General features: G+C 60.2%; 26 protein-coding genes. 24 read left to right on the forward strand and 2 right to left on the reverse strand.

All coding sequences use genetic code 11. The features are described 5' to 3' along the window. Positions 1 to 62: 62 nt before the first annotated feature. Both MJP36_RS09710 and MJP36_RS09715 read right to left on the reverse strand, forming a co-directional pair. Positions 63 to 1,004 (reverse strand): phage portal protein, encoded by a 942-nt coding sequence (locus MJP36_RS09710; protein WP_244385615.1) that lies wholly within the window; start codon positions 1,002 to 1,004, stop codon positions 63 to 65. Further along, on the reverse strand, positions 895 to 2,895 hold the full coding sequence (locus MJP36_RS09715) for a terminase large subunit domain-containing protein (protein WP_244385249.1): 2,001 nt from the start codon (positions 2,893 to 2,895) through the stop codon (positions 895 to 897). Before MJP36_RS09715 ends, MJP36_RS09710 begins: the two co-directional genes overlap by 110 nt. Positions 2,896 to 3,056: 161 nt before the next feature. Between MJP36_RS09715 and MJP36_RS09720 the strand changes: the two genes are divergently transcribed. The 24 genes from MJP36_RS09720 (at position 3,057) to MJP36_RS09830 (ending at position 21,606) form a co-directional block, all read left to right on the forward strand. After that, the gene (locus tag MJP36_RS09720; protein ID WP_244385250.1) at positions 3,057 to 3,977 is read left to right on the forward strand and encodes a GPO family capsid scaffolding protein; all 921 of its coding nucleotides are present in this window, start codon (positions 3,057 to 3,059) and stop codon (positions 3,975 to 3,977) included. Position 3,978: 1 nt separating this feature from the next. Further along, on the forward strand, positions 3,979 to 4,998 hold the full coding sequence (locus MJP36_RS09725; RefSeq protein WP_244385251.1) for a phage major capsid protein, P2 family: 1,020 nt from the start codon (positions 3,979 to 3,981) through the stop codon (positions 4,996 to 4,998). Continuing rightward, on the forward strand, positions 4,995 to 5,717 hold the full coding sequence (gene gpM, locus MJP36_RS09730; RefSeq protein WP_244385252.1) for a phage terminase small subunit: 723 nt from the start codon (positions 4,995 to 4,997) through the stop codon (positions 5,715 to 5,717). Before MJP36_RS09725 ends, gpM begins: the two co-directional genes overlap by 4 nt. Positions 5,718 to 5,817: 100 nt before the next feature. Next, positions 5,818 to 6,288, forward strand: a complete 471-nt coding sequence (locus MJP36_RS09735; protein WP_134657046.1) for a head completion/stabilization protein — start codon at positions 5,818 to 5,820, stop codon at positions 6,286 to 6,288. After that, on the forward strand, positions 6,285 to 6,734 hold the full coding sequence (locus tag MJP36_RS09740; protein WP_244385253.1) for a phage tail protein: 450 nt from the start codon (positions 6,285 to 6,287) through the stop codon (positions 6,732 to 6,734). Before MJP36_RS09735 ends, MJP36_RS09740 begins: the two co-directional genes overlap by 4 nt. Beyond that, positions 6,724 to 7,404: a phage virion morphogenesis protein gene (locus tag MJP36_RS09745; protein WP_244385254.1), complete on the forward strand. Its 681-nt coding sequence runs from the start codon at positions 6,724 to 6,726 to the stop codon at positions 7,402 to 7,404. The genes MJP36_RS09740 and MJP36_RS09745 overlap by 11 nt, the downstream gene beginning before the upstream one ends. A gap of 11 nt (positions 7,405 to 7,415) precedes the next feature. Next, the gene (locus MJP36_RS09750) at positions 7,416 to 8,537 is read left to right on the forward strand and encodes a DUF2586 domain-containing protein (RefSeq protein ID WP_244385255.1); all 1,122 of its coding nucleotides are present in this window, start codon (positions 7,416 to 7,418) and stop codon (positions 8,535 to 8,537) included. 6 nt (positions 8,538 to 8,543) lie between these two features. Then, entirely contained in the window at positions 8,544 to 8,993 is a 450-nt protein-coding gene (locus MJP36_RS09755) for a phage protein (RefSeq protein WP_244385256.1), read from the forward strand. Further along, a complete protein-coding gene (locus MJP36_RS09760; protein WP_090369208.1) occupies positions 8,993 to 9,211 on the forward strand; it encodes a TraR/DksA family transcriptional regulator in 219 nt (72 codons plus the stop codon). Before MJP36_RS09755 ends, MJP36_RS09760 begins: the two co-directional genes overlap by 1 nt. Further along, positions 9,208 to 9,414 carry a hypothetical protein gene (locus MJP36_RS09765; protein ID WP_090369211.1) on the forward strand — a complete coding sequence of 69 codons (207 nt, stop codon included), beginning with the start codon at positions 9,208 to 9,210 and terminating at the stop codon, positions 9,412 to 9,414. Before MJP36_RS09760 ends, MJP36_RS09765 begins: the two co-directional genes overlap by 4 nt. After that, the gene (locus MJP36_RS09770; RefSeq protein WP_244385257.1) at positions 9,411 to 9,944 is read left to right on the forward strand and encodes a lysozyme; all 534 of its coding nucleotides are present in this window, start codon (positions 9,411 to 9,413) and stop codon (positions 9,942 to 9,944) included. The genes MJP36_RS09765 and MJP36_RS09770 overlap by 4 nt, the downstream gene beginning before the upstream one ends. Continuing rightward, positions 9,944 to 10,396 (forward strand): lysis protein, encoded by a 453-nt coding sequence (locus MJP36_RS09775; protein WP_244385258.1) that lies wholly within the window; start codon positions 9,944 to 9,946, stop codon positions 10,394 to 10,396. Before MJP36_RS09770 ends, MJP36_RS09775 begins: the two co-directional genes overlap by 1 nt. 36 nt (positions 10,397 to 10,432) lie before the next feature. Continuing rightward, positions 10,433 to 10,720: a putative phage tail assembly chaperone gene (locus tag MJP36_RS09780; protein WP_244385259.1), complete on the forward strand. Its 288-nt coding sequence runs from the start codon at positions 10,433 to 10,435 to the stop codon at positions 10,718 to 10,720. 20 nt (positions 10,721 to 10,740) lie between these two features. Beyond that, the gene (locus MJP36_RS28090) at positions 10,741 to 10,884 is read left to right on the forward strand and encodes a DUF6890 family protein (protein ID WP_032862709.1); all 144 of its coding nucleotides are present in this window, start codon (positions 10,741 to 10,743) and stop codon (positions 10,882 to 10,884) included. Between the two features lie 6 nt (positions 10,885 to 10,890). Next, the gene (locus tag MJP36_RS09785; protein WP_244385260.1) at positions 10,891 to 13,203 is read left to right on the forward strand and encodes a phage tail tape measure protein; all 2,313 of its coding nucleotides are present in this window, start codon (positions 10,891 to 10,893) and stop codon (positions 13,201 to 13,203) included. After that, on the forward strand, positions 13,200 to 13,517 hold the full coding sequence (locus tag MJP36_RS09790; protein ID WP_244385261.1) for a DUF2590 family protein: 318 nt from the start codon (positions 13,200 to 13,202) through the stop codon (positions 13,515 to 13,517). The genes MJP36_RS09785 and MJP36_RS09790 overlap by 4 nt, the downstream gene beginning before the upstream one ends. Beyond that, positions 13,514 to 14,686: a baseplate J/gp47 family protein gene (locus MJP36_RS09795; protein ID WP_244385262.1), complete on the forward strand. Its 1,173-nt coding sequence runs from the start codon at positions 13,514 to 13,516 to the stop codon at positions 14,684 to 14,686. The genes MJP36_RS09790 and MJP36_RS09795 overlap by 4 nt, the downstream gene beginning before the upstream one ends. After that, positions 14,683 to 15,207, forward strand: coding sequence for a phage tail protein (locus tag MJP36_RS09800; RefSeq protein ID WP_244385263.1), 525 nt, complete (start codon positions 14,683 to 14,685; stop codon positions 15,205 to 15,207). Before MJP36_RS09795 ends, MJP36_RS09800 begins: the two co-directional genes overlap by 4 nt. Before the next feature lie 9 nt (positions 15,208 to 15,216). Next, entirely contained in the window at positions 15,217 to 17,853 is a 2,637-nt protein-coding gene (locus tag MJP36_RS09805) for a phage tail protein (protein ID WP_244385264.1), read from the forward strand. Between the two features lie 101 nt (positions 17,854 to 17,954). Then, complete coding sequence (locus MJP36_RS09810; RefSeq protein ID WP_244385265.1) at positions 17,955 to 18,494, forward strand: hypothetical protein; 540 nt, start codon at positions 17,955 to 17,957, stop codon at positions 18,492 to 18,494. Between the two features lies 1 nt (position 18,495). Beyond that, on the forward strand, positions 18,496 to 19,419 hold the full coding sequence (locus MJP36_RS09815) for a hypothetical protein (RefSeq protein WP_244385616.1): 924 nt from the start codon (positions 18,496 to 18,498) through the stop codon (positions 19,417 to 19,419). After that, entirely contained in the window at positions 19,416 to 19,961 is a 546-nt protein-coding gene (locus MJP36_RS09820) for a baseplate complex protein (protein WP_244385266.1), read from the forward strand. Before MJP36_RS09815 ends, MJP36_RS09820 begins: the two co-directional genes overlap by 4 nt. Next, positions 19,958 to 20,662, forward strand: coding sequence for a hypothetical protein (locus tag MJP36_RS09825; RefSeq protein WP_244385267.1), 705 nt, complete (start codon positions 19,958 to 19,960; stop codon positions 20,660 to 20,662). Before MJP36_RS09820 ends, MJP36_RS09825 begins: the two co-directional genes overlap by 4 nt. After that, positions 20,635 to 21,606: a hypothetical protein gene (locus MJP36_RS09830; protein ID WP_244385268.1), complete on the forward strand. Its 972-nt coding sequence runs from the start codon at positions 20,635 to 20,637 to the stop codon at positions 21,604 to 21,606. Before MJP36_RS09825 ends, MJP36_RS09830 begins: the two co-directional genes overlap by 28 nt. Positions 21,607 to 21,636: the final 30 nt, after the last annotated feature.

Here is a 21,636-nt window from a genome sequence, read left to right on the forward strand (position 1 = left end):
GGGTGCAGCGAATTGCCACTATTCTTGCATGTGATGCAGGATATTTCTCTATGTTTGAAGTGTTAGGTAGCGCTTTCATCTGCCATTTCGATTTTTCTCCAGTCGATACGCCTGTCACGCCGAAGCGTGTCATTCAGCTGATTGAACAACTGACAGATGGGTCTAATCTCGTTGCTGGTGTACACGCGATCGATCTTCTCGATATCCCCAAACCCGCCGTTGTTTTCCGGGATGATCCCGGCTAGGGCTGGGTTCATACGCCACGCCGCGATTACGTCATTGCGCGTGATGTTCTTCACCTTCTCCAGTTCGTCCTTGGCCTGAAAGTCCCCCACGGGAATGATCTGGATCGCGTTTTCCTTGCCGTTAGGGATGTTGACGAACATCGATCGGAAGTTACCCACGCCTTTGCTGGCGCTGATTTGTGCACGTAGATTCTCTTCGTCTTCCTCAGTCAGGTCTGGGTCGTTGGTGTAGAAGATGTAACCCGCATGCGCGCCGTTGCTGTAGTAGCGGCGGCGGAAGAGGGTGGCGGCTTCGTTGAGCAACAGCGCTTGCAGGCCGCCCAGGTAGTCGGGCACGCCGTAGATGTTCTGTTCCACGTCGTAGTCCAGGACGTGTTCGATTTCGTCCTGGTGAAAGTCCATGTACTCACTGTCTGGCAGCAGCATCCTGAACCCGCCGTCGACCTTCACACGCATGTTGATAGCGGGGAGGTGCTGCATCTCGAGCGCTTCTCCAAAGGCATTGGTATCGCGATAGAAATACGCTTCGCCAAACACCATGTAATCCAGGCTCGCCCGGCCCATTGTCTGCGTGCTGCAGCCTTCGGACGGAATGAACTCACGCAACAGCAGGTTGCGTTTGAACTTGGGAATGGCGCCGTGGTGCGCGTTAGCACGTAACAACTTGGCCAGGCCGGCCCGTGACACTGGAGGCTTGTAGATTTCGCCGTCGTCGCTGAGGAATACCCCCAGGTACTCGCCGATGTTGCCGGAAAGCACCTGTTCCGGCTCCCCGAAGGTGAACGCTCGCATGGGCTGCTGCTGTCGCGCCTGCTGGTTGGCTTGGGGCTTTCTGTGTCGTGGCTTGGGCATTGTTTCCGCTCGTGACGTAGCGGCTACGGCGCCGCTTGTTGGTGTTGAGGGGTTCATTGGCCAGGGCGTGCATAACCGCCCAGGCGATGTCGGCGTGGCCGGTGGCATCGGTGCGCGAAGCGCTGTAAGTCACCTGGCCGCTGGTAGTGGTGCCGCGCTTGATGGTCAGGAATGCCTGGGCGATATCGGTCCAGCCGGCGTCCCACTCGATGCGACTGCCCTGGATCGTGTCCTGGGCCTTGAGCACCAATGTGTTTTTGGTCTCCAGGCTGTAATGGATCGGCGTGGCTTTCGCGTAGAAGTCGCGCACCAGGTCGAATACGCCATAGCCCACACCGGTGATATCGATGCCGATGTGTTGCACGTTGAATCGTTCGGTAAGCTTTTTGACCTGGGCTGCTTGGAAGGTGAACGAATGCCCCCTCCAGCTGTGTTTCTCCAGAATGCGGAATTTCGCCCCGGGTTCCAGTGGTGGCGCGACCACCACACAGGTGGCATCGTCGCGGGTACGGCTCGGATCGTAGCCAAGCCATACCGGACTGTTGCCGAACGGTCGATCCAGTTCCGGGTTGTAGTCCTCCCACAGCGACAGGTCGGAATAACACCGCTCCAGATCCTTGAGGCCGAACGCGCTCTGGCTGCTGTCGATGAACTTGCAGTAGAACAACTGCTGGAATTTGTCCTCGTCGTACTCCAACTGCAGCTGTTCCAGATCGAATAGATCGCAGCCGCCGGCGATGGCGTCGTCCAGGGTGATTGTCTTGCGCCATTGACCGTCGGGGCATAGCGCGCCCTGGGTGTAGGACGCCTCGGTGGGCCAGACGCCGCCGGCTTTCTTGCCGCGCTTGCTGTTACGGAATTCCTCGCCCGACCAGAACGGGTATGCCTGGTGTGACACCGCGCTGGGCGTCGAGAAGTAGGTTTTGCGCCACTTCTTATGGGTGCCCATGGCGCTGGCCACGGTGCTGAGTTTTTCGAAGTCACGTATCCAGAAGTACTCATCGACATAGACGTGGCCGTGGTAGCCCTGAGCGGTGCTGCTGTTGGTGCTGAGAAAGCGCAGCTCGGCGCCGTTGCTGAGCGTGATCGGGTTGCCGGTCAGCTCGATGTCGAACCACTGCTTCGCAAACTGGATGATGTAGCTGCGGAAAATCTCCGACTGCGAGCGACTGGCGGACAGGAACACCTGGTTGTCGCCAGTCAGCACCGCATCCATGAACGCTTCGCCGGCGAAGTAGTACGTCAGGCCCACCTGGCGGCTTTTCAGGATGTTGCGGATTCGGCACGTCAGCGGATTTTGCTTGGCGGCGAACAGCTCCTGCTGATAGCGGTACATCTTGCTGATGAACTTATCCAGGAAATCGACTTCGGTTAGCCCGCTGATGTCGTTCTTGGCTTTCTTCTCGCGTTTCTTCCCTCCGCTTTCCGCACGGCCCGAACGTTCGCTACGCCCGCTCTGGCGGCGTTCCTGGGGCTCGCCGGCTGATTCTCCGGCAGTTGCCGGCGACGGTTTGATCGCTTGCTTTAACAGGCGTTCGCGCACAGTCGTCAGCCGGTCCAGCTCGTTGAGTTCGTCCTTGGTCAGGCTGCTGGCTTTGTCCAGGAGCAGGGTGATTCGCCGGCCGACAGCAGTCAGCGGTTCCTCGTCCGACAGCATGTCTTCCCATCCGCCCTGGCGTATCCAGTAGTACACGATGCGGATGTTCGGCAGGTTGAGCTGCGCCTGAATTTCCTTGGCCTTACAGCGGCGCAGAAACAGGCGTTTGGCGGCTTCTTTAACTTCGGTCGAGTAGTACATGGGCCGCAGTCTATGCGGCGAAAACGCTGGGAACGCGGGGTTAAATTCCGCGATTCACCTATATGACGGATATAGGAGAAACGCGCATGTGAACCGTTTGTTTGGGGCTTGGCGGCTCCCTATCGTGGCGGCTCATTCAGTGATTGAGCGCAGTCAAATCCATGCCCCGTTCCCTTGTTTCGTTCTGGAAACGTGTCGCCACCAGCGGAGCCACCGTTGATGGGCGCGTGATCCTTCCCCAGGAACTGCGCGATATCGCTGAAACCTACAAGCCGTCTTTTTACACGGCAGTGATCTGGTGCGATCACGAACGCTGGCCAGGTTCCCACGGCACCGTCTACGCCGTACGCCTGGTTGAAGAAGCCGAAGACCTGGAGCCGGGCGAAGTGGCGCTGGAAGCGCAATTGAAGCCCAACGATCGCTTGCTGTACCTGAATGACCAAGGCCAGAAGCTGTTCAGCAGCATTGAGATCACCCCGGACTTCCGTGGCAGTGGCAAAGCCTACCTGACTGGTTTGGGCGTTACCGACCAGCCCGCCAGCGTAGGCACCCAGGAACTCTACTTTTCGCACAAGAACAACCGCGCCTCCTATTACGCCGCCTCGGTCGAACTCGGCCGCCTGCAGGACGACAGCCCCAGCACCGCCGAAACGGGGCTGATTCATGCCTTGACTAGCTTCTTCAAGCGTTTCGCCGCTGATGCGTTACCCGCCGAAACCACTCCACCCCAAACAGAGAGCAAACCCCCAATGGATGAAGCTACCGCAACGGCCCTCAAAGCCCTGCTGGAGCAGCTGCTTGTCGTCGCTGCCGGCATTCAGGCTGTGATTGAACCCGCCGCCGCAGATGCACCAGAACCCGACCAGGCACCCATCGACGATGTGAGCGCGGCCGTAGACGACATCGTCACTACAGCCGAGGAAGAACGTGAGTTCCGCCGTAATGGTGGTTCGAATAAGGCAGTACTGATCCAGTTGGAGAAGCTGCAAAAGCAATTCTCGGCTCTGCAGGAAACCTCAGTCGGTCGCCAGTTGCCCCGCAACGCCGGCCCGGTGACCACCGTCAAAAAGCGGGTGCTCTGATATGGCCTATTCACTGAGCGCCTACGGCGCAAAGATGTACGCCGAACTGCAACTGGCCATCGCCGAAAGCTATGGCGTAGAGCTGGCCAGCAAGCACTTTAGCGTCGATCCGACTATTGCCCAGGAACTGAACGACGCCATCACGGCCAAGTCGGACTTCCTGGAGCGGATCAACATCATTCCGGTCAGCGAGATCAAGGGCCAGAAAGTCTTCATTGGCGTGTCGGGTCCAGTCACCGGCCGAACCAACACCAAAACCACCGATCGTGAAGCCAAAGACGCCTCCGCGCTGGATCAGTCGACCTACGAACTGTCGTCGACCGAATCCGATGTAGGCATGCCATACGCCAAGATCGATGCCTGGGCCAAGTTTCCGGACTTCCATCAGCGCTATTCGGCAGCTGTACAGAAGCAGATCGCCCTGGACCGCATCATGGTGGGTTTCCACGGCACCCACGCTGCCGTGCAGACCGACATCGAAAAATACCCGATGCTGCAGGACGTCAACAAAGGCTGGCTCCAACAGGCGCGTGAACAGATCCCGGCCCAGGTACTCAAGGAAGGCAAGGTTGCCGGCAAAGTCACCCTCGGCGCTGGTGGCGACTACGCCAATCTTGATGCCCTGGTGCACGACACCAAGCAACTGGTGGACGAACGCCTGCGTGATGCCGGCGACCTGATCGCGATCATCGGCACCGACCTGTTGGCCGCTGACAAAGCGAAGCTGTACGCAAAACAAGGCGACGTGCCGACCGAGAAAGAGCGTATCGAAGACGCCCAGGTGATCGCGACTTACGGCGGTCTGCCAGCGTTCAGCGTGCCTTTCTTCCCAGTCAACGGCGTGGTGGTTACCAGCTTCGACAACCTGTCGATCTACTACCAGGACTCCAGCTGGCGCAAACAGACCATCGACAACCCGAAGCGCTCTCGTGTTGAGGACTACAACAGCCGCAACGAAGGTTACGTGATCGAGCAGCTGGAAAAGTTCGCCATGACTGAAAATGTGGAGCTGGTGAAGTGAGCCTGGCCCTCGCGCACAAGCGCCGCACCTTAGCGTTGGGTGGTGCAGCGTTAGTAGCGGCGGCATCTGCCGCAGCTCTGCCGTACTCCCCGGCTGAGGCCCTGAGCAGCCCCGCGAATGCGCGCAAGCATTTGCTGTTGCAGGAAGCGGCGTTGGACCAAGACCTGGAACGTATTAGCGCCATCAACGGCTTGGCAGGTCGTCAGGCTCTCAAGCGTGAAGAGCTGCTGCCCAAGTATCAGGAATACGTGCAGCGCTACTGCGAGTCGGGCCTGAACTTCCCTAACCGCGTTGCTGTGCAGGTCATGGTCTGGCTGTTCGATACCGTCCAGTTTGATGACGCCTTGGAGCTGGCCGACTTTCTGATGGAGCAGGGCCAGCAGATGCCGGAGCGCTTCAAGCGCCGTGACATCCAGACCTTTGTGGCCGACGCCGTGTGCGAGTGGGCTTATGCCGAGTACAACGCCGGCCGCAGTCCTGAGCCTTATTTGTCCGACTTGCTGCCCCGCGTTGATGGCCAGTGGCAGCTGACGGAGCAGATCCCCAGCAAGTACCACAAGTTGATCGGCATGCGCGCCATGGAGGCTGAGCAGTGGCAAACCGCGCTCAAGCATTTGGAGCGCTCCACAGAGCTGTATCCGAAAGCCGGCAATGACACGCGCATCGATAAGGTCCGCAAGGCCCTGGCAAAACAAGCGGCTGCGAACGCGGCTTCCTAATAACCGACTACCCCCCCAGCGGGAACCTGTGGAAGTGAGCCGCCCATTTATGGATCGTCCCACTGAAAACAGGCTTCCCGCCCTATTTGAGCGGCCAGCAATGAGCTTTTCCGGGAAACCCACCACCTTTGTGGAACTGACAATCGAGAATGACGGCTTCTGGCCTGACCTCTCTCTGTCTGAGTTTCAAAAGGAACAACGCCTGCCGGCGGAGTACCTGGTGGAGCTGCTGGCCGACACACTGAAAAGCGCCATGTTCGATGTGAACACCGACCTGGCCCGTGTGAAGACCAAGCTGCAGGCGGCAGGTGTATCGAACCTGCAGGCAGCGGCAGGCTTGGCCACCCCGGCCGAATGGGCCTACTCCCACAAAATCACGCTCTACAAGCGCGCTGTTTACAGCCGCGCCAAGGGTAATTCGCTTCCACAGTTCGCCACTGTTACCCGTCGCGAGAGCGCCGAAAACACCGGCAAGGAAGCGCCCGAGCGCGCAGAAACCTTCCTGGCTTTCAGCCAACAGGCCGTCCGTGCGTTGCAGGGCCGTGGCCGCATCACGGCGTCGCTGCAATGATCCAGCTGCAGGCGCTGACCGCCTACCTGATGGCCCGCAACCTGGTGGCACCTGAGCAGTTCGACAGTTGGACGGAGCAGGTCAGCCTTCAACTTATCTGGAAGCCCGACCGCGACGGCCTGCACATGGCCGATATGCGCTACCGCGCTGTGCTCTCCCTCGAGCGTTTCACCGATCACCCGGCACGACTGATGGCCCTGGTGGGCAGTTGGTTGGAGACCCACGACACCAACCGCGATCGCCACGAGCTGCCGGAGCCGATGTTTACCGTAGAGCCTCTCGACCAGGACAGCTTCGACGTGGAGCTGTCGCTTGAATTTGTCGAGCCGCAATACCTGGCTGAAGACCCTGGCGGCGAGATCGAGGCGTTCGGCAAGACCTGGGCGTTTGTCCCGTTTGATCTGTGGGTTGCCGAACACGGCGAGGTGGGCAGTCATGGCCGCTAGCCCGCTCGCCCTCGATATCCGGGGCTTGCTCGATGTCGATGCCCAGTTGGCGTTGCTTGAGCTACCGCCCCAACTGCGCCGGCGGTTGCTGAACAGAGTGACCACACGTGTGCGGACGATGAGCCGCAAACGCGTACGTGAGCAGCGGAACACCGACGGCACCCCCTTCGCTGAGCGCAAGGGCAGTGCCAAGGGCAAAAAGAAGATGGAAGCCGGTCTGGCCAAGCTTCTGCAGGTGACCCGCGTCAGTTCGGACGAAGCCGAGCTGGGCTGGAAAAACGCCCTGACCCGCTGGGTCGCTGCCCAGCAGCACAACGGCGTCAGCGAGCGACGTACCGCTGCGCAGATGCGGCGCTGGAACAAAGTCCCGCCTGGTATTGCATGCACCGACAAACAGGCCAAGCGCCTACGACGGCTGGGTTTCCGTATCCGGCAAAAAGGCAAAAGGGCGCTGACCAGGCCGTCAGTGGCATGGATTCAAGAGCATGTGAACTACGCCAAGGCCGGCTTGCTGATCCGCATTTTGAACGATGAACGCACGGTGACGACTGGCGCACAGAGCTGGGACATCACCCTGCCGAAACGCCAGTTCCTGGGCGTGGAAACCAGCGGCGAAACCCGCGACCTGGTTAACCAGGTGTTCCAACAAATCCTTAATTCACCCCGCTAACGAGGCACAGCATGGCACTTGGCAAAGTCAGCGTTAACAATCTCAATCTGGGCCAAGGCGCCGTGACTGAGATCGAGCGCTATTTTCTCTTCATCGGTCCCGGCCCGAAAAACACCGGCAAATTGATCGCCCTCAACACCGACAGCGATCTGGACGCCCAACTGGGCGTCACCGTCAGCGACCTGAAAACTCAGATCACTGCAGCGCGCTTGAACGGCGGCGATCGCTGGGCGTGCCTGGCGGCGCCTATCGCAGCAGATGGCGATTGGTCCAAAGCCCTGGAAATGTCCCAGCAACAGGGTTTTTCCGTCGAGGCGGTGGTGATCACCAAACCGGTGGCCGCCGGTGCTGAACTTTCGGCCATGAACGATGCGGCCGTGTCGATGAATGACACCTACGGCCGTCGCGCCTTTGTCATGGCCGCCACGGCCGGCCTGTCGTTGAGCCCATTCCAAAGCTGGGCCGAGTACCTGGTGGCCCAAAAAGCGATCACCGCCGGCGTATCCGCGCCGCGTGTCCTGGTGGTGCCGCAGTTGCACGGTAACGACCTGGGCGTGTTGGGCGGCCGGCTGGCCAACGCGGCGGTCAGCATCGCTGACAGCCCTATGCGTGTGGCCACCGGTGCGGTGCTGGGGCTTGGCCCCGTACCTGTCGACTCCGAAGGTGTGCCGCTGCCGTCCTCGATCCGTGCGGAGTTGGACAAGGCGCGCTTCTCGGTTTCGCAGACCTATTCAGATTACCCGGGCGTGTACTGGGGCGACGGCAACATGCTGGATGCACCAGGTAGCGACTACCAGGTCATTGAATACCTACGCCTTGCCGACAAGGCAGCGCGCCAGGTGCGGCCGTTGTTGATCCGCCGCGTGGCCGATCGCCGCTTGAACAGCACCCCCAACAGCATGGCTGTAAACACCAATGCGCTGATGGCACCCCTGCGCCGCATGGCCAAGTCGGTCAAGTTCGCCGGCGAGGTATTCCCGGGCGAGATCGAAACGCCCAAGGACGGCGACATCGTCCTGGTCTGGAAGAGCAAAACCGCCGTTGAGGCGTACATCAAGCTCAAGCCCCACAACTGCCCGAAAGACCTCACGGCGAACATCGCCCTGGACCTTTCCAACGACGCTTCGGAGTAACCCCCCATGTCACGTATTGGCGGCAAGAACTTTGACGTGAACCTGGGCGACCTGCAGGTCCACGTCGAGAGCTGCACCCTGGATATCACCGACAACAGCAAGACCGCGCAGACCCGGGGCGTGCCTGACGGTTACGTCGACGGCGATGTGGCCGGCGCCGGTGAAATGGAGTTGGACTCTACCAACTTCAACCTGGTCGTTGAGGCGGCGCGAACTGCCGGCAGCTTTCGCAAGCTGGGGGCGTTCGACGTGGTGTTTTTCGCCAAAGCTGGCGACGACGAGCTGCGCATTGAAGCCTTCGGCTGCAAGTTGAAGGTGTCCAGCCTGCTGAGTATCGACCCCAAGGGCGGCGAGAAGACCAAACACAAAGTGCCTTTCGAGGTCACCAGCTCGGACTTTATCCGCATCAATGGCGTGCCTTACCTGGATGCCACAGAGATCGAGGGCATTAGCTGATGGTTTGCCCGTTCGATCGCGCCCAAGCCCTGGAACAACGTCAGCGGGACCAGGCTATCAACGCCCAGTTGGCCCAGGCCCGGCGTGAGTCAGCGGGCCCAAGCCTTACCCACTGCCAGGACTGTGATAACGAGATTCCCGCAGCGCGCCAGGCGCTGGGCGGCAAGACCCGTTGCGTCCCGTGCCAGTCTTTTTTCGAAAAAGGAATGCAGCGATGAGCACGAATCAGGCGGCCCAGGACACCGCCATCGCACTGGCAAAGGCATCGCCTGCGATCGGTGTAGCGGCCACTGGAGCGACAGGGGCCGTCGACTGGTCGGCTGTCGCCTACATGCTGACAGCCCTCTACATGGTGCTGCAGATCCTGCTGTTGGTGCCCAAGTATCGCCAGATGTTGCGCGACTGGAAGGTGAAGCCATGAGCCTGCGCGGCAAGATCGCTGCCGGCGCTATCGCGCTCTGCAGCTCCACGCTGGTGGTGTTCCTGGGCACCTGGGAAGGCAACGGCCAGAACATCGTCTACGCCGACAAGTTGGCCCGTGGGCTGCCAACCGTATGCATGGGCATCACCCGCCATACGAGCCCCTACCCGGTGGTTGTCGGTGACTATTGGTCAGACGCCCGCTGCAGCGAGGTAGAGCAACTGGTGATCAGCAAGGGCCAACTGCAACTGGCCGACTGCATCACCAACCAGGACGTGGGTCAGAACACCTTCGACGCCCTGAGCAGCCATGGCCACAACTTCGGCATGCCCAGTACGTGCGCCAGTCGCGCCGTGGGCCTGATCAATGCCGGTCGCATCAAAGACGGCTGCAAGGCCCTGGCCTGGGCGCCGGACGGCAAGACGCCCGTATGGGCCTTCATCACCACTGCCCAGGGCAAGAAGGTGTTTGTCCCGGGCCTGCACGCTCGTCGCCTGGCAGAAGCCGCGCTGTGTGAGGCGGGCCTGTGATGCGTGAAGGCATTTTTGTCCTGGTGCTATGCCTGGTGGCCTTTTTCGGCTTCGACCTGCTGCAGCAGCAGCGCGACACGGCACGTACCGAGCGTGACGCTGCGCTATTCGAAGCCAGCGGCCTGCGTGAAGCGGCGCTTATCAGCGGCGAAATGCTGGCCGAGCGTGACGCTATAGACCTCAAACGTACCCAGGAACTGAACGATGAACGCATTAAAAACGACGTTCTGCGCGTTGATGTTGCTGATGGCCGTAAGCGGCTGCGCGTCAACGCCACCTGCAGCGCCACCGCGACCGACACCACCGGCGCCGGCGGCTTGGCTGATGGCAGAACCGCCGAACTCACAGACGACGCTCGACAAGATTATTTCACCCTCAGAGATCAGCTTGCCCTCAGTCGGCAAATGATCCTGGGCCTGCAGGACCACGTGCGCCGGGTTTGCCTGCGCTGATTCATCCCACTTTGAACCCTGAACGGAGCAACACCCATGACCGATACACGCGATATCACCCTGGAAGTAGGCGACAAGGAATTCACCTTCGCACTGACCCCGCAAGACGTGACCAAGTACTTCAACGCCGTGACCCAGGCCAACAAGGTGTCGCCGGCCAACAACCTGCTGGTGACCACCGTCAAGCAGGAACAACGCGCCACGCTCAAGGCCCAGTTGGGCAACCCGGTGCTGGTCATGCAACTGGCCGGTGCGCTGCTGGAAGAGTACGGCCCGGACGTTGAAATCACCGTAAAAAAGCCCTCGACCACGCCGAACGACTGACCGAAAACGGCCTTGGCCAACTGGTGGCCTTGGCCAGTCGCTGGCTACCTGGTGCCGAGCCCACCGCCGAGGTGATGGGCACGGCCAAGTGGTTAGAGGACGAGCACTGGCGCCGTATGGAAATTGCCATTGCCAACGGTATCGCCTACGCACTGAACGGATGAATTTTGATGGCTGACAAAAGTGCCCGCCTTGCCTTCATTTTGAGCCTGACCGATAAGGTCACCGCCCCTATGGGCAAGGTGAAAATGGGCTTTTCTGACCTGGCCGAACAGAGCGAAAAGCACATTAAGACCATGGGGTTCGGCCTGGCGGGCATTACAGGTGCGTATGTCGGTATCACTCAATCAATGGAGCCGGCGCTGGAGATGAACCGCGCCCTGGGCGAAGTCCGGTCGCTGAACGTGGCCGAAGACGCGCTGAATGCGCTGAATCGCAAGTCCCTGGAGTTTTCCGTGGCCTACGGCGAGAACGCTAAGGACTTTGTTGCCTCGGCGTATCACATCGAGGGCGCTATTAAGGGGCTGGCGGGCAGTCAGCTGGCCACCTTCACCAATGCCAGCAACCTGTTGGCCAAGGCCACCAAGTCCGACGCCAGCACCATGGGCACCTACGTTGGCACCATGTACAACCTGTTCAAGGGCCAGGCTGACGCCATGGGCAAAGGTCAGTGGGTCGAAACCCTGACAGGCCAAACTGCTACGGCTGTGCAGCTGTTTCGCACCAGTGGCGAGCAGATTGGCGAAGCGTTCAAAGCTGCCGGCGGCTTAGCCAGCACCGCTGGAGTAAGCCTGGCCGAACAAATGGCCGTGCTGGGCGCCCTTGGCAACACCATGGACGGCGGGGAGGCCGGTGGTCTCTACAAGTCGTTCTTTGAGAACGTCAGCGGTGCATCGGAAAAGCTGGGCATGTCCTTTGTGGACCAAAAGGGCAAGTTACTGCCGATCATGGACGTCCTGGACAAGCTCAAAGGCAAGTTCGGGGATCTGACAATCGAGGCCAATGGGAAGAAGCTACGCGACGCCTTTGGCGGAGAAGCGGCGCGGTTGATCACCACTTTGATGGGCGACACCGAGCGGTTGAAGAACGGTATGGAACAGCTGGGCAATGTGCGCGGCCTGGAAAATGCCGAGCGTATGGCCAAAAACATGGTGGATCCGTGGCAGCAGTTCAGCGCCGCCGTGCAGGCCCTGCGTATTGCCTTTGGCCAGTCGTTGATTCCCATCCTGACACCGTTAATGGATCGCCTGGTGGGTATTGCCGGCACGCTGACCCGCTGGACCCAGTTGTTCCCCAACATCACCCGCTTGATGGGGATTGTCACGCTATCGTTCTTGGCGATCACGGCCGCGATGTCGTTACTCACTCTCACGGTGGGCCTGTCGAAAATGGCGTGGCTCGGGGCCGTTGTCGTGTGGAACGCGCTCACCTGGTCGGGTTATCGCAGTATCGCCATGTTCCTCTACCACACCGTGATGGTAGTCGGGTTCGTGGCCGGCCTGGTGCTGATGGTCGCCTGGATGGGGCTGGTTAAAGGCGCGATGTTGCTATGGCAGGGCGCGATCTGGCTGGTCAACACCGCATTGTTGGCCAACCCGGTGACTTGGATTGTGGTCGGCATTGTTGCCCTGGTTGCCGCCGTGGCGGCAGCGATCATCTACTGGGACGAGTGGACCAGCGCACTACTCAATAGCGAGGCGTTCCAATGGGTCAGCGGGCAACTGACCGCGCTGTCTGAGTGGTTCGATTCGATGGGCGGCTGGTCGGGTATGGCCAGCGCCGCGTGGGACGGCATCGTCAGCATCTTCAAAAGCGCTATCAATGGCTTGATCGAGATGCTGAACAAGATTCCCGGCGTGAACATTGAGGCGGCGTTTGGTGACATGCCGGCAACGCCGGAATTGCCGACCATCAGCGCGCCTCAGGTCGAGGCGCCGTTGCTGCCGCAGTTGGTGAGCGCTCCCCAGCAACCCATCCAGGCGCCGCCCCTCGTCATGGCTGCTACGCCGAAAGCACCGGCGCCGGCCATGCCAACACTCAACGCACTGCAACCGCAAGCCCAAGCCCCCGCCCTGGTGCTCGCACCGGTGCCAAAAGCCTCCGCGCCGATCGCCCAGCCGCTGAGCGCTCCCGAAGTCCCACGCACGGTGCCGGCACTGGTGACCGCGCCGGCATTGAAAAAACCGGCGCCGATCGGGCCGCAGCTCAACCTCCCGCAGCCTGTACAGCCGCCGGCACTGGTCACGGCGTCGAAGCCGACCGAGAAGGCCGAACAAAGCCAGCAGCGTATCAATAGCGCGGTGACCAACCTGTCACCCAAACGGCCGGACGCTGTGCCCCGGGGCGGCTTCCTGGCCAGCATTCAGAACAACAACCAAACCCAAAACAAGGGCACGCATGTGGAGAACGTCAACATTCACACCGGCAAACCGATGAACCCGCTGGAGCTGGAAGGCATGTTGGCCATGGCGGTGGGCGGATGAGCGAATACGTCGATCTGCTGATCATGGACAACGACCTGGTGCTGGACCCTTCGCGTCAGCCGCTGCTGATCGAGGACCGGGCCAGCATCGCCCAGGACATCGCCCACATGATCCGCGAGAGCGGTTTGCTGGTCACGTTGGTGGCCGAGCGCAGCCGCCTGCGTCAGCGCGACTGCATCCAGCAACTGGAACTGCTGGTGGAAGCCGACGAGCGCCTGGTACCGGGAACGGCACTGATTAAACAAGTGGAGTCTGGCCAGTACCTGGTCACGGCGAAAACGCTGAAATTTGGCGACGTCGAGGTGACCCTGTGAGCGATGTAGATTTTAAGCAGGCCCTGGCTGACGGCGGAATTCCGGTCACCGAGGAAGGATTGCGCCAGGCATGGGAAAAGGAAGTTGCGGCCCAGGGCAGCAAGATGAGCAACACCAGCGCCTATTCGCCCTTTTGGCGGGTGATTACCGCCCTGGTGACCAAGCCGGTGTTGTGGCTGATCAACTTTGTCAGCGGCACGATCCTGCCCAACTTCTTTGTGAAAACCGCCGTTGGCAAGTGGTTGGACATGCTGGCCTGGGCGGTCAACGTCGAGCGTAAAGGCGCAACCAAGGCCAAAGGCGTGCTGCTGTTTACCCGCGATGTACCGGGCGGTGCTTTGGAATTGCCCGCCGGCGTTGTAGTGCAGTCCGCGGCGATCAATGGGCATGTCTATCAGTTGATCACTACCCAGGCCGTGACCTTTGCGGACGGCGTGCTGCAGCTGGAAGTCCCGGTAGAAGCCGAGGACGTGGGCAGCGGCTACAACCTGGCCCCGGGTTACTACGCGATCCTCCCCGTGCCCATTGCCGGCATCGTTCAAGTGGTCAACGCGGACGGCTGGTTGATTGCACCAGGTGCAGATCCTGAGCCGGACGATCAGCTGCGTTTGCGTACGCGTAACCAATTCTCGGCGGTCAACCAGTGGCACACCGACTCGGTATACCGCGCCATGATTTCCGCCTTCCCAGGTGTTCGGCCGGACGGCGTGTATTTCCTGCATGGGGCCCCACGTGGTCCGGGCAGCGCCAATGCCTACGTGCTGTTTGATGCTGACGTGCCGGCCGCGACGTACCTGGAGCAAATCAACGCGCATATTCGCGACCAGGGCAATCATGGCCACGGTGATGACCTGCTGGTAATGGTCATGCCAGAAACCCAGCACGCGTTGAGCCTGGCCCTGTGGCCACGGCCACTGCTGACGGTTGAGCAGCGCACCAAGCTGCAGGCGGAAGTGGAACAGTTCATTCGTGCCGCGTTCCGCGAGAGCGGCACCAGCGACTATCAGCCGACGCTGACCTATCCCCAATCGCGGTTCTCGTTTAGCCGCCTGGGCGAAGAGTTACACCAGCAGTTCCCCGGCATTGAGTCGCTGCATTTTGACAATGCCGACATCGTGTCAGAGCTAAGCATTCCCAGGATCAAAAGCCTGCAGGTGGTGCCGGCATGATCAAGCTCAATTTGCCTTTCTGGCTCGATGGCCCGCAGTTGACCAAGTTGAAAGCTGCCGCGCAGTCCTGGTGGGAAAAGGTAGAAGGCTGGCTGCAATGGCCGCTGCTGCAGATGGATGCAGACACCTGCCACCTGACCGTCCTGGACCTGCTGGCCTGGCAGCGCGATATCAGTCGCTTCAAGGATGAGCCGGAAAGTCTGTACCGCCTGCGCGTCAAGTTCGCCTTCATCAACGCGGTCGACGCCGGCAGCACGGCTGGGCTCAAACGCATCCTGCAGCGCCTGGGCGTCGGCTATGTCGAGATTGACGAGCGTATGCCCGATCGGGACTGGGACGTAGTGATGTTGCGCCTTTCCGACTCCCAGCTATCGCAGAACCCGGAGCTGTTGCGCGTGCTGATTCAGCAATACGGCCGCACCTGCCGGCGCTATGACTTCGTGACCCTCACCCCGGTATCGCTGCGCCTCGTCGCGGCTGACTTTAACGACGATCAGCAAACGCTGATTGCCAGCCTGTAGGAGCCTCTTGTGGGAGCCAGTATTACCCTTGCAGGCGAAAGCCTGATCGCCCAAAAACTGGGTGCGCAACAGCGCCTCGATGTCGTGCGCTTTATCTTTGCCAACGTGCCCGGGCTGAACCCGAACAGCCCGGTCAATCGTGCCGCGCCGAAGCCGCCGGCGGCACAGATCGTCCACACCTACACGATCCCAGCGCAGAACATCGGCTTCGTGAACCCCAACCAGGTGGTGTACAGCTCAATGCTGGGCAGCGATATCGGGGACTTTGACTGGAACTGGATCGGCCTGGAAACCGCCGAGAACGTGTTGCTGGCCGTGGCTTATGTACCACTGCAGCAGAAGCGCAAGAACATCCCGCCGCAGCAGATCGGCAACAACGTGACCCGTAACATCCTGGTGATGTTCGACGGTGCCCAGGCACTGACTGGCATTACGATTGATGCCAGCACCTGGCAACATGACTTTACCGTGCGCCTCAAAGGTATTGATGAGCGCGAGCGCCTGAGCAACCGCGACATGTTTGGCCGAGCGTGCTTCTACCGCAACGGCTGGCAGGTGCAGAAGGTCGGGACCTGGTATCAACTCAATCCGGGATTGGCCTACATCGAAGGCATTCGTCTGGAGCTGACCAGCGCCTATCAGATCGCTCCGGCCAGCGCTCCGGCACCCGTGTGGCTGCACGTTTCGTTACGCGGTGAAATGAACGATGTAGTGGCAAGCTGGAAAGTAGTTTTTGATCCTAACCAAGTCGACTATGTGGATGCCGCTGGAACCCGCAATTACTGCATTCAGTTGGGCCATATCGCGGGCTCAGGGCTGGTGACCGATCTACGCAAGGTTGCCGAAATTGATGGCCCGCTGGTTGACCACTTCGCCGCTCAGGTCGGCCATTACCCTCAACTGCGTTCGGGCAATGCAGACAAGCTGAGCAATCCGCGCAAGATTAACGGAGTGGCATTTGACGGTTCGACGGACGTGGCGGTAGAGGACAACTCCAAGTTGCCCCTCTCCGGTGGCACGATGACTGGGGGCGTCCGCGCTGGTTTCCCCGCGATGGGTGGCGGCTTTGTGGATTGGCGGAAAAGAACCCCTGCCTTGCAAATTGATTGCCCTGTTAATCAGTACGCTTACTCCATTTGGAAAGGGACCAACTGGGATGAGCGCGATCTGGCGGCGATGGATGTCTATTCCGGAGGCTTCACAGATTCCATCCCCTCTGTGGTGCTGCATGTCCATCCAAAAAATAATGCCTTCACGTTCGAAGGTAGCGGTGACCTGGCGATCCTCGGCCGCTACAAAGGCAGCGGGGCCTTGTTGCAGGGTTTGAATGCCAGCGAGATGGCGACGGGAACAGTCCCTAAAGACCGTCTGGCTGGAACCTATGACATCAGTGTGACCGGCAACGCCAAAACAGCGAGTCGTCTTGAATCCGCTCGGCGTATCAACAACATACCGTTCGACGGTTCCAAAGATATTCAGATCACCGATGACGGAAAGCTGCCCCTCACTGGCGGGACACTGAGCGGATCGCTCTATGCGGACTTTCCCGGGATGGCTGGTTACTTTGTGGATTGGAAAGAGCGCAGCGCGGCCCTGCAGATATCTTGCCCGACGAATACAGCTGCCTATCAAGTATGGCGAGGCACTCGCTGGGGAGATCGTCACCTGGCTGCTATGGAGGTGTACGCCGGTGGTTCCTCCACATCCCAACCCACGGTAGTGATGCATGTAGGAGGGGCTATTGGCGCGTTTACCTTCGATGGTTCTGGCTCCCTCACCATCAAGGGGTCTTACATCGGTGACGGTGGATCGCTGGGCGGTTTAAACGCCGGCGCGCTTGCCTTGGGCACCGTTCCCGCTGCGCGCCTTTCAGGCACCTACAGTATTGCTGTTACGGGCAATGCGGGCAGCGCCTCAAAGTTGGCGACTCCGCGACTGATCAATGGCGTGGAGTTTGATGGTACCCAGAACATTGCTATTGGGGATGGTTCCAAATTGCCGCTTGCCGGCGGCACGCTGACGGGCACTGCGCGGTTTGACTTTCCACAACTGGGCGGTGGCTTTGTTGATTGGCGCAGCCGGTCGCCAGCGATGCAGGTGGATTGTCCTGCCAATAGCTACGCGTACATGGTTTGGCGCGCTACCAAGTGGAACGAACGGCATTTGGCATCAATGGAAGCCTACGCCGGCGGAGGCTCAAGCACTCCTGCCCAGGTAGTGACTCATGTAGGGGGGACCAACAATGCCATGACGCTGACGGAGGGAGGCAACCTTTCGGTAGCCGGCGCTTACTTCGGAAGTGCCGCTGGCCTAACAAACCTGCCTCAGGCTACACCTGATGTGCCAGGTGCCGTTCTGAAAAACACTGCGTCCTTGGGGCCGAACGGCTGGTGGAAATGTGCGCAGACGGGCGTTATCAAGCAGTGGGGCATCACTTTAGGTGCCTCGGATACCGTGACCCACCGCAGTTTTCCCATAGCGTTCCCAAACCGCTGCACGTCTTTGGTCGCATCTCGGACCAGTCTTTTTTATTCCGATAATTTGACCGGTACTAACACCTTGATTGTCAGCAACTCTCAGTTTTCGGTGATATCCGGTCCTTTCAATTCGCCCGATGACATTTACTGGGAGGCCACTGGCTACTGATCATGAGCATCTATTTTCACGCTGCAACAGCTGGTTTTTACGACACTCGCGCCCACGGGGAGCGCACCGTTGTTATCGCTGATCCGAAGTGGAAACACCCCATGATCAGCGTACCTGACCCGGACTGGATGGCGCCCGAAGGCTCAACGGCTAAAGCCCCGATGATCAAGGCCAAAGACCCAAAAGCCAAACCGGCCCTGGTAGAGGTGCCGAATCCTGACTGCAACCTTCCGCCGGCGGGCCAGCTGCTGGAGATCACCCAGGCGGAATATCAGGCACTATTCGCCGCCCAGGCACAGGGTAAGGTCATTCAGGCCGTCGAAGGCCGGCCCGTGGCTCTGGACCCGCCACCTCTGACCTGGGAGCAGGTCAGAGCGGGACACGTAACCAGCGTACAGCTGTTTCTGGACCAAACAGCCAAGAAGGCGGGTTACTCCGACCTCAAGGACGCGATCAGCTACGCAGATGAACCTGCAGTGCCAAAATTCCAGGCTGACGGGGTAGCGTTCCGTACCTGGCGCTCGTTGTGCTGGGCCTATTGCTACGACCAGTTGACGGCGATCGAGCAGGGCAATCGCAAAACACCGAGTAGCTCTGATCTGGTGGCCGAACTGCCTGTTCTGGTGCTCCCGAATGCCTGACATGACCTGGTCACCGGTGACAATGCGTTGGCCTGCCCAAGCCACCGAATGGATGGGGCAACTGTCAGCGGCCCAAGGAATGGCCAGCGGCGAACTGGCCGGTACCGCGAAACGCCTGGCAGACCTCAATGGCAAAACCACCACCAGTCCCGGGCCCGTGGGTGACGCTGCCCAGGGAGTGATCGCTGCAGGCCGTGCAGCAATCACTGATCAGATGGGAGAAGCCCCGGCGTGCTTGGTAGTGACGCCGTTTCAAAGTGGCATTGGCCAGGGACGTGGCTACCAACGCTTCCTGTCTGCACCGAACTTGCTGCAGCAGCTGGCCGGCAAACTGGTGGACGTGAGCGACACCGGCCGTCCAGTCGGTCCCCAGTTCGCGCTGTGCCTGATGTTCCTGTCCACGCGCTTTGATCAGTTGGCCGCGAGCCTGGCACGGTTCAATGCCTTGTTGCCCATGCCCGACCTGGTGCGAGCCGAACGGCGCGCGCGGCACCTGTCCAAGCTGGAGACAGAAAAATGGGAGATCCCCGCCGCCGGCACCTTGCCGCGTTGGCAGTCGCTGCCCCTGGAGCGCTGCACGGTGGTCAAGGCGGCGCAGCAATCCATGGCCGGCCAACTCGCCGTCCTGGAGAGCTACGCCGCCGACAGCTCGCCCATGGCTGACCTTGCCGCCCTGGCTACCCGCAAAGTAGCTCAACAACAGGGCCGTGATCAGCAACTGGCCGACCTCAAAGCCCTGCTGGCTGATGGCAACCCCGATAGCAGCATGCGCGCCCGTTTGATCGGCCCTGGTAATGCCACGGAGCTACGCAAGGCGTTGTTGGCCGGCGATCCCCCGGGGCATGAATGGGTGCTGTGCGCCGGCGCGCTGCTGGTCGGATCTGAGCAGGGATTGAGCTTTGTACGCGAGCTGGTGGGCTTATGACGCTGTTACTGGATGGGCAAGAGGTGCGCGGGAAAAACCTCAAGGTCACCGGCAATCTGCGCATTGAGAGCGACGACTTGTCAGGCCAGACCAGCAACACAGACAAGGGGCACAAGGGCTTCAAGCCCAAGACCCTGACCGTCAGCCTGATGATTCCTTTCGTTGACCAGGTGCAACTGCGCGACCTGATGCGCCTGGTGGAAGCCACCGAAGGCGGTGGCCAGCTCAAAACCTACCGAATCGTCAATGACACCGCCGCCGCGTTCGGCATGCGCCAGGTGACGTTCACCGAAGGCGTCAGCGCCCGGGAAGACGACAATCTGCGCGGCTGGCTGATCCAGTTCACCCTGACTGAAAAACTGTCGAACCCTGAGAAAGTCGAGGGCCGACGATCGGGCAACGCGGTCACCGCGCAGTCGGGCCCAGGCGGTGCGGTCGGCGGCGCCGGCAGCGACTCACCTGGTGCGCCCGAAGAGCTGACCGGTTTTGAAGCGACCTTGAAGAAGGTCGACACCTGGTTGGGCGGGAGTGACAAGCAATGAAGCTGCACAAGGAATTGGCCATCAACAGCCAGCCCTACGTCTTGGTCAAAAACGAAGTGCGGCTGGATGCGAAAAGTCCAGGCAGGGCGACGTTCACTATTCAGGCCACAAAGCCGGTCAAGGGGCTGGTCACGCTCGATATCGGCTACAACGGCAACACGTTGCAGCGCCACTTCATTGGCTACGTCGAGCGCTCCACCACGGCCGGCAGCAGCCAACAGGTGCTGTTCTGCCGCGAGCTGGCCGCGATTCTGGCCAACCCGTTACCGCTGAACCTGCGCCACGTCGACTTGCGTGCCGTCCTGGTCGAGATTAGTCAGCACACTGGGTTGCGCTTTCGTGTCCCGGACCGGCCCTACGCCAGCGTTAAGGCGCCGTTCTTCTACAGCCTGGCCGCTGGCTACCAAGCCATGGACAGCCTGGCCCGGGTTTTCAACATCCCTGACTTCATCTGGCAGCAGCAGGGGGACGGGGAAGTGTTCGTGGGCAGTTGGGCCGACAGCTTTTTTGGCGTTCGCTCGCCGCTGCAGCTGCCCGTGGAGCTGTTCGACGATTACCAGGGCAACCAAAGCGCGATGATTGCGGCCCTTCCCGGGTTGCGGCCAGGTGCAACAATCAACCACGGGGAGCGCATCACCAGTGTGGCGCTCATCGACAACCAGATGGCCATCCGATGGACGACGCAATCCGCCGCAGCGTAGAACGACAATTCCCTGAACTCACCGGCGGTTATCACCTGCCACGCTTTGCCCGGGTTGTGGCCGTGGCTGACGCCCCTGCCAGCGCCGGGATCTGCGACGACTTCCGTCCACGCTACGCGGTCGACATCGAGGTCATGGGGCCGGACGGCGAGCCAGATACCAAGCTGCCGATCCTGGCCGGCGTGCCTTTGCCGCTGCCCACCGGTGGCGAGGAAATGGGCATCTACGCGTTCCCCGAGGAAGGCACCCAAGTGGTGGTGTGCTTTGCCTACGGTTTGCCGCACAAGCCCTATATCCAAAGCATCCTGCCCCACGGCCTGAGCATGCCCAGCGTGCCGAAGGGTGACCAGGTGTGGCAGCACAGCGAGGCATGCCAACAGCGTGTGGACGCCGATGGCAATTGGCTGCGCCAGACTGACGGCAAGATCCGCGACAAGGCGATCGAGCGGGAAGTAGAGGCGATGGGCAACACCGAACGGTTCCAGAGCCACACCAGGACGGTGGACGATCATTCAACCGAGTCAGTGGGCGGGATCAAGACGATCGAGGCCCTGGGCGCGCTCAAGCTACTGTCGGGCGGATCTGCCAGCCTGGCGGCGGTGGATGATCTGCACCAAGCGACCGGGCGCGACTTGAACCTGGTGGTGGGGCAGAAGTACAACGCCACGGTGGGGGGCGATGTGGAGGAAAGGATTCATGGCATGCGTCAGAGTGTCTCATCGATCAGCCAACGTCTAACGGCGCCGAAAACATGGCTAGGATCCGATGAGTTAAATGTATTAAACATACTCAGCGATTTGCTAGTGTTAATTCAGGAGATGAACACGCAGTTAGCAATCCATTCCCATGGGGTTACCCCCGTACCTACGAATGCTGCGGTTTTTATAGAAAAAGCAATTGCGATAGCCAAACTTAATGAGGCTCTCACATCCGTCACGATGTAACCCAACACTCAACTTTAATGAGGAAGAGAT

This window comes from Pseudomonas palleroniana (assembly GCF_022836895.1).
Taxonomy (GTDB): Bacteria; Pseudomonadota; Gammaproteobacteria; order Pseudomonadales; family Pseudomonadaceae; genus Aquipseudomonas; species Aquipseudomonas palleroniana.

What these genes read in the sequence shown, in the direction of transcription:
- MJP36_RS09715 (WP_244385249.1), bottom strand. Translation starts at nt 2,895, where the DNA reads ATGTACTACTCGACCGAAGTTAAAGAAGCCGCCAAACGCCTGTTTCTG.
- MJP36_RS09720 (WP_244385250.1), top strand. Translation starts at nt 3,057, where the DNA reads ATGCCCCGTTCCCTTGTTTCGTTCTGGAAACGTGTCGCCACCAGCGGA.
- MJP36_RS09725 (WP_244385251.1), top strand. Translation starts at nt 3,979, where the DNA reads ATGGCCTATTCACTGAGCGCCTACGGCGCAAAGATGTACGCCGAACTG.
- MJP36_RS09735 (WP_134657046.1), top strand. Translation starts at nt 5,818, where the DNA reads ATGAGCTTTTCCGGGAAACCCACCACCTTTGTGGAACTGACAATCGAG.
- MJP36_RS09740 (WP_244385253.1), top strand. Translation starts at nt 6,285, where the DNA reads ATGATCCAGCTGCAGGCGCTGACCGCCTACCTGATGGCCCGCAACCTG.
- MJP36_RS09745 (WP_244385254.1), top strand. Translation starts at nt 6,724, where the DNA reads ATGGCCGCTAGCCCGCTCGCCCTCGATATCCGGGGCTTGCTCGATGTC.
- MJP36_RS09750 (WP_244385255.1), top strand. Translation starts at nt 7,416, where the DNA reads ATGGCACTTGGCAAAGTCAGCGTTAACAATCTCAATCTGGGCCAAGGC.
- MJP36_RS09755 (WP_244385256.1), top strand. Translation starts at nt 8,544, where the DNA reads ATGTCACGTATTGGCGGCAAGAACTTTGACGTGAACCTGGGCGACCTG.
- MJP36_RS09760 (WP_090369208.1), top strand. Translation starts at nt 8,993, where the DNA reads ATGGTTTGCCCGTTCGATCGCGCCCAAGCCCTGGAACAACGTCAGCGG.
- MJP36_RS09765 (WP_090369211.1), top strand. Translation starts at nt 9,208, where the DNA reads ATGAGCACGAATCAGGCGGCCCAGGACACCGCCATCGCACTGGCAAAG.
- MJP36_RS09770 (WP_244385257.1), top strand. Translation starts at nt 9,411, where the DNA reads ATGAGCCTGCGCGGCAAGATCGCTGCCGGCGCTATCGCGCTCTGCAGC.
- MJP36_RS09775 (WP_244385258.1), top strand. Translation starts at nt 9,944, where the DNA reads ATGCGTGAAGGCATTTTTGTCCTGGTGCTATGCCTGGTGGCCTTTTTC.
- MJP36_RS09780 (WP_244385259.1), top strand. Translation starts at nt 10,433, where the DNA reads ATGACCGATACACGCGATATCACCCTGGAAGTAGGCGACAAGGAATTC.
- MJP36_RS09785 (WP_244385260.1), top strand. Translation starts at nt 10,891, where the DNA reads ATGGCTGACAAAAGTGCCCGCCTTGCCTTCATTTTGAGCCTGACCGAT.
- MJP36_RS09790 (WP_244385261.1), top strand. Translation starts at nt 13,200, where the DNA reads ATGAGCGAATACGTCGATCTGCTGATCATGGACAACGACCTGGTGCTG.
- MJP36_RS09800 (WP_244385263.1), top strand. Translation starts at nt 14,683, where the DNA reads ATGATCAAGCTCAATTTGCCTTTCTGGCTCGATGGCCCGCAGTTGACC.
- MJP36_RS09810 (WP_244385265.1), top strand. Translation starts at nt 17,955, where the DNA reads ATGATCAGCGTACCTGACCCGGACTGGATGGCGCCCGAAGGCTCAACG.
- MJP36_RS09815 (WP_244385616.1), top strand. Translation starts at nt 18,496, where the DNA reads ATGACCTGGTCACCGGTGACAATGCGTTGGCCTGCCCAAGCCACCGAA.
- MJP36_RS09820 (WP_244385266.1), top strand. Translation starts at nt 19,416, where the DNA reads ATGACGCTGTTACTGGATGGGCAAGAGGTGCGCGGGAAAAACCTCAAG.
- MJP36_RS09825 (WP_244385267.1), top strand. Translation starts at nt 19,958, where the DNA reads ATGAAGCTGCACAAGGAATTGGCCATCAACAGCCAGCCCTACGTCTTG.
- MJP36_RS09830 (WP_244385268.1), top strand. Translation starts at nt 20,635, where the DNA reads ATGGACGACGCAATCCGCCGCAGCGTAGAACGACAATTCCCTGAACTC.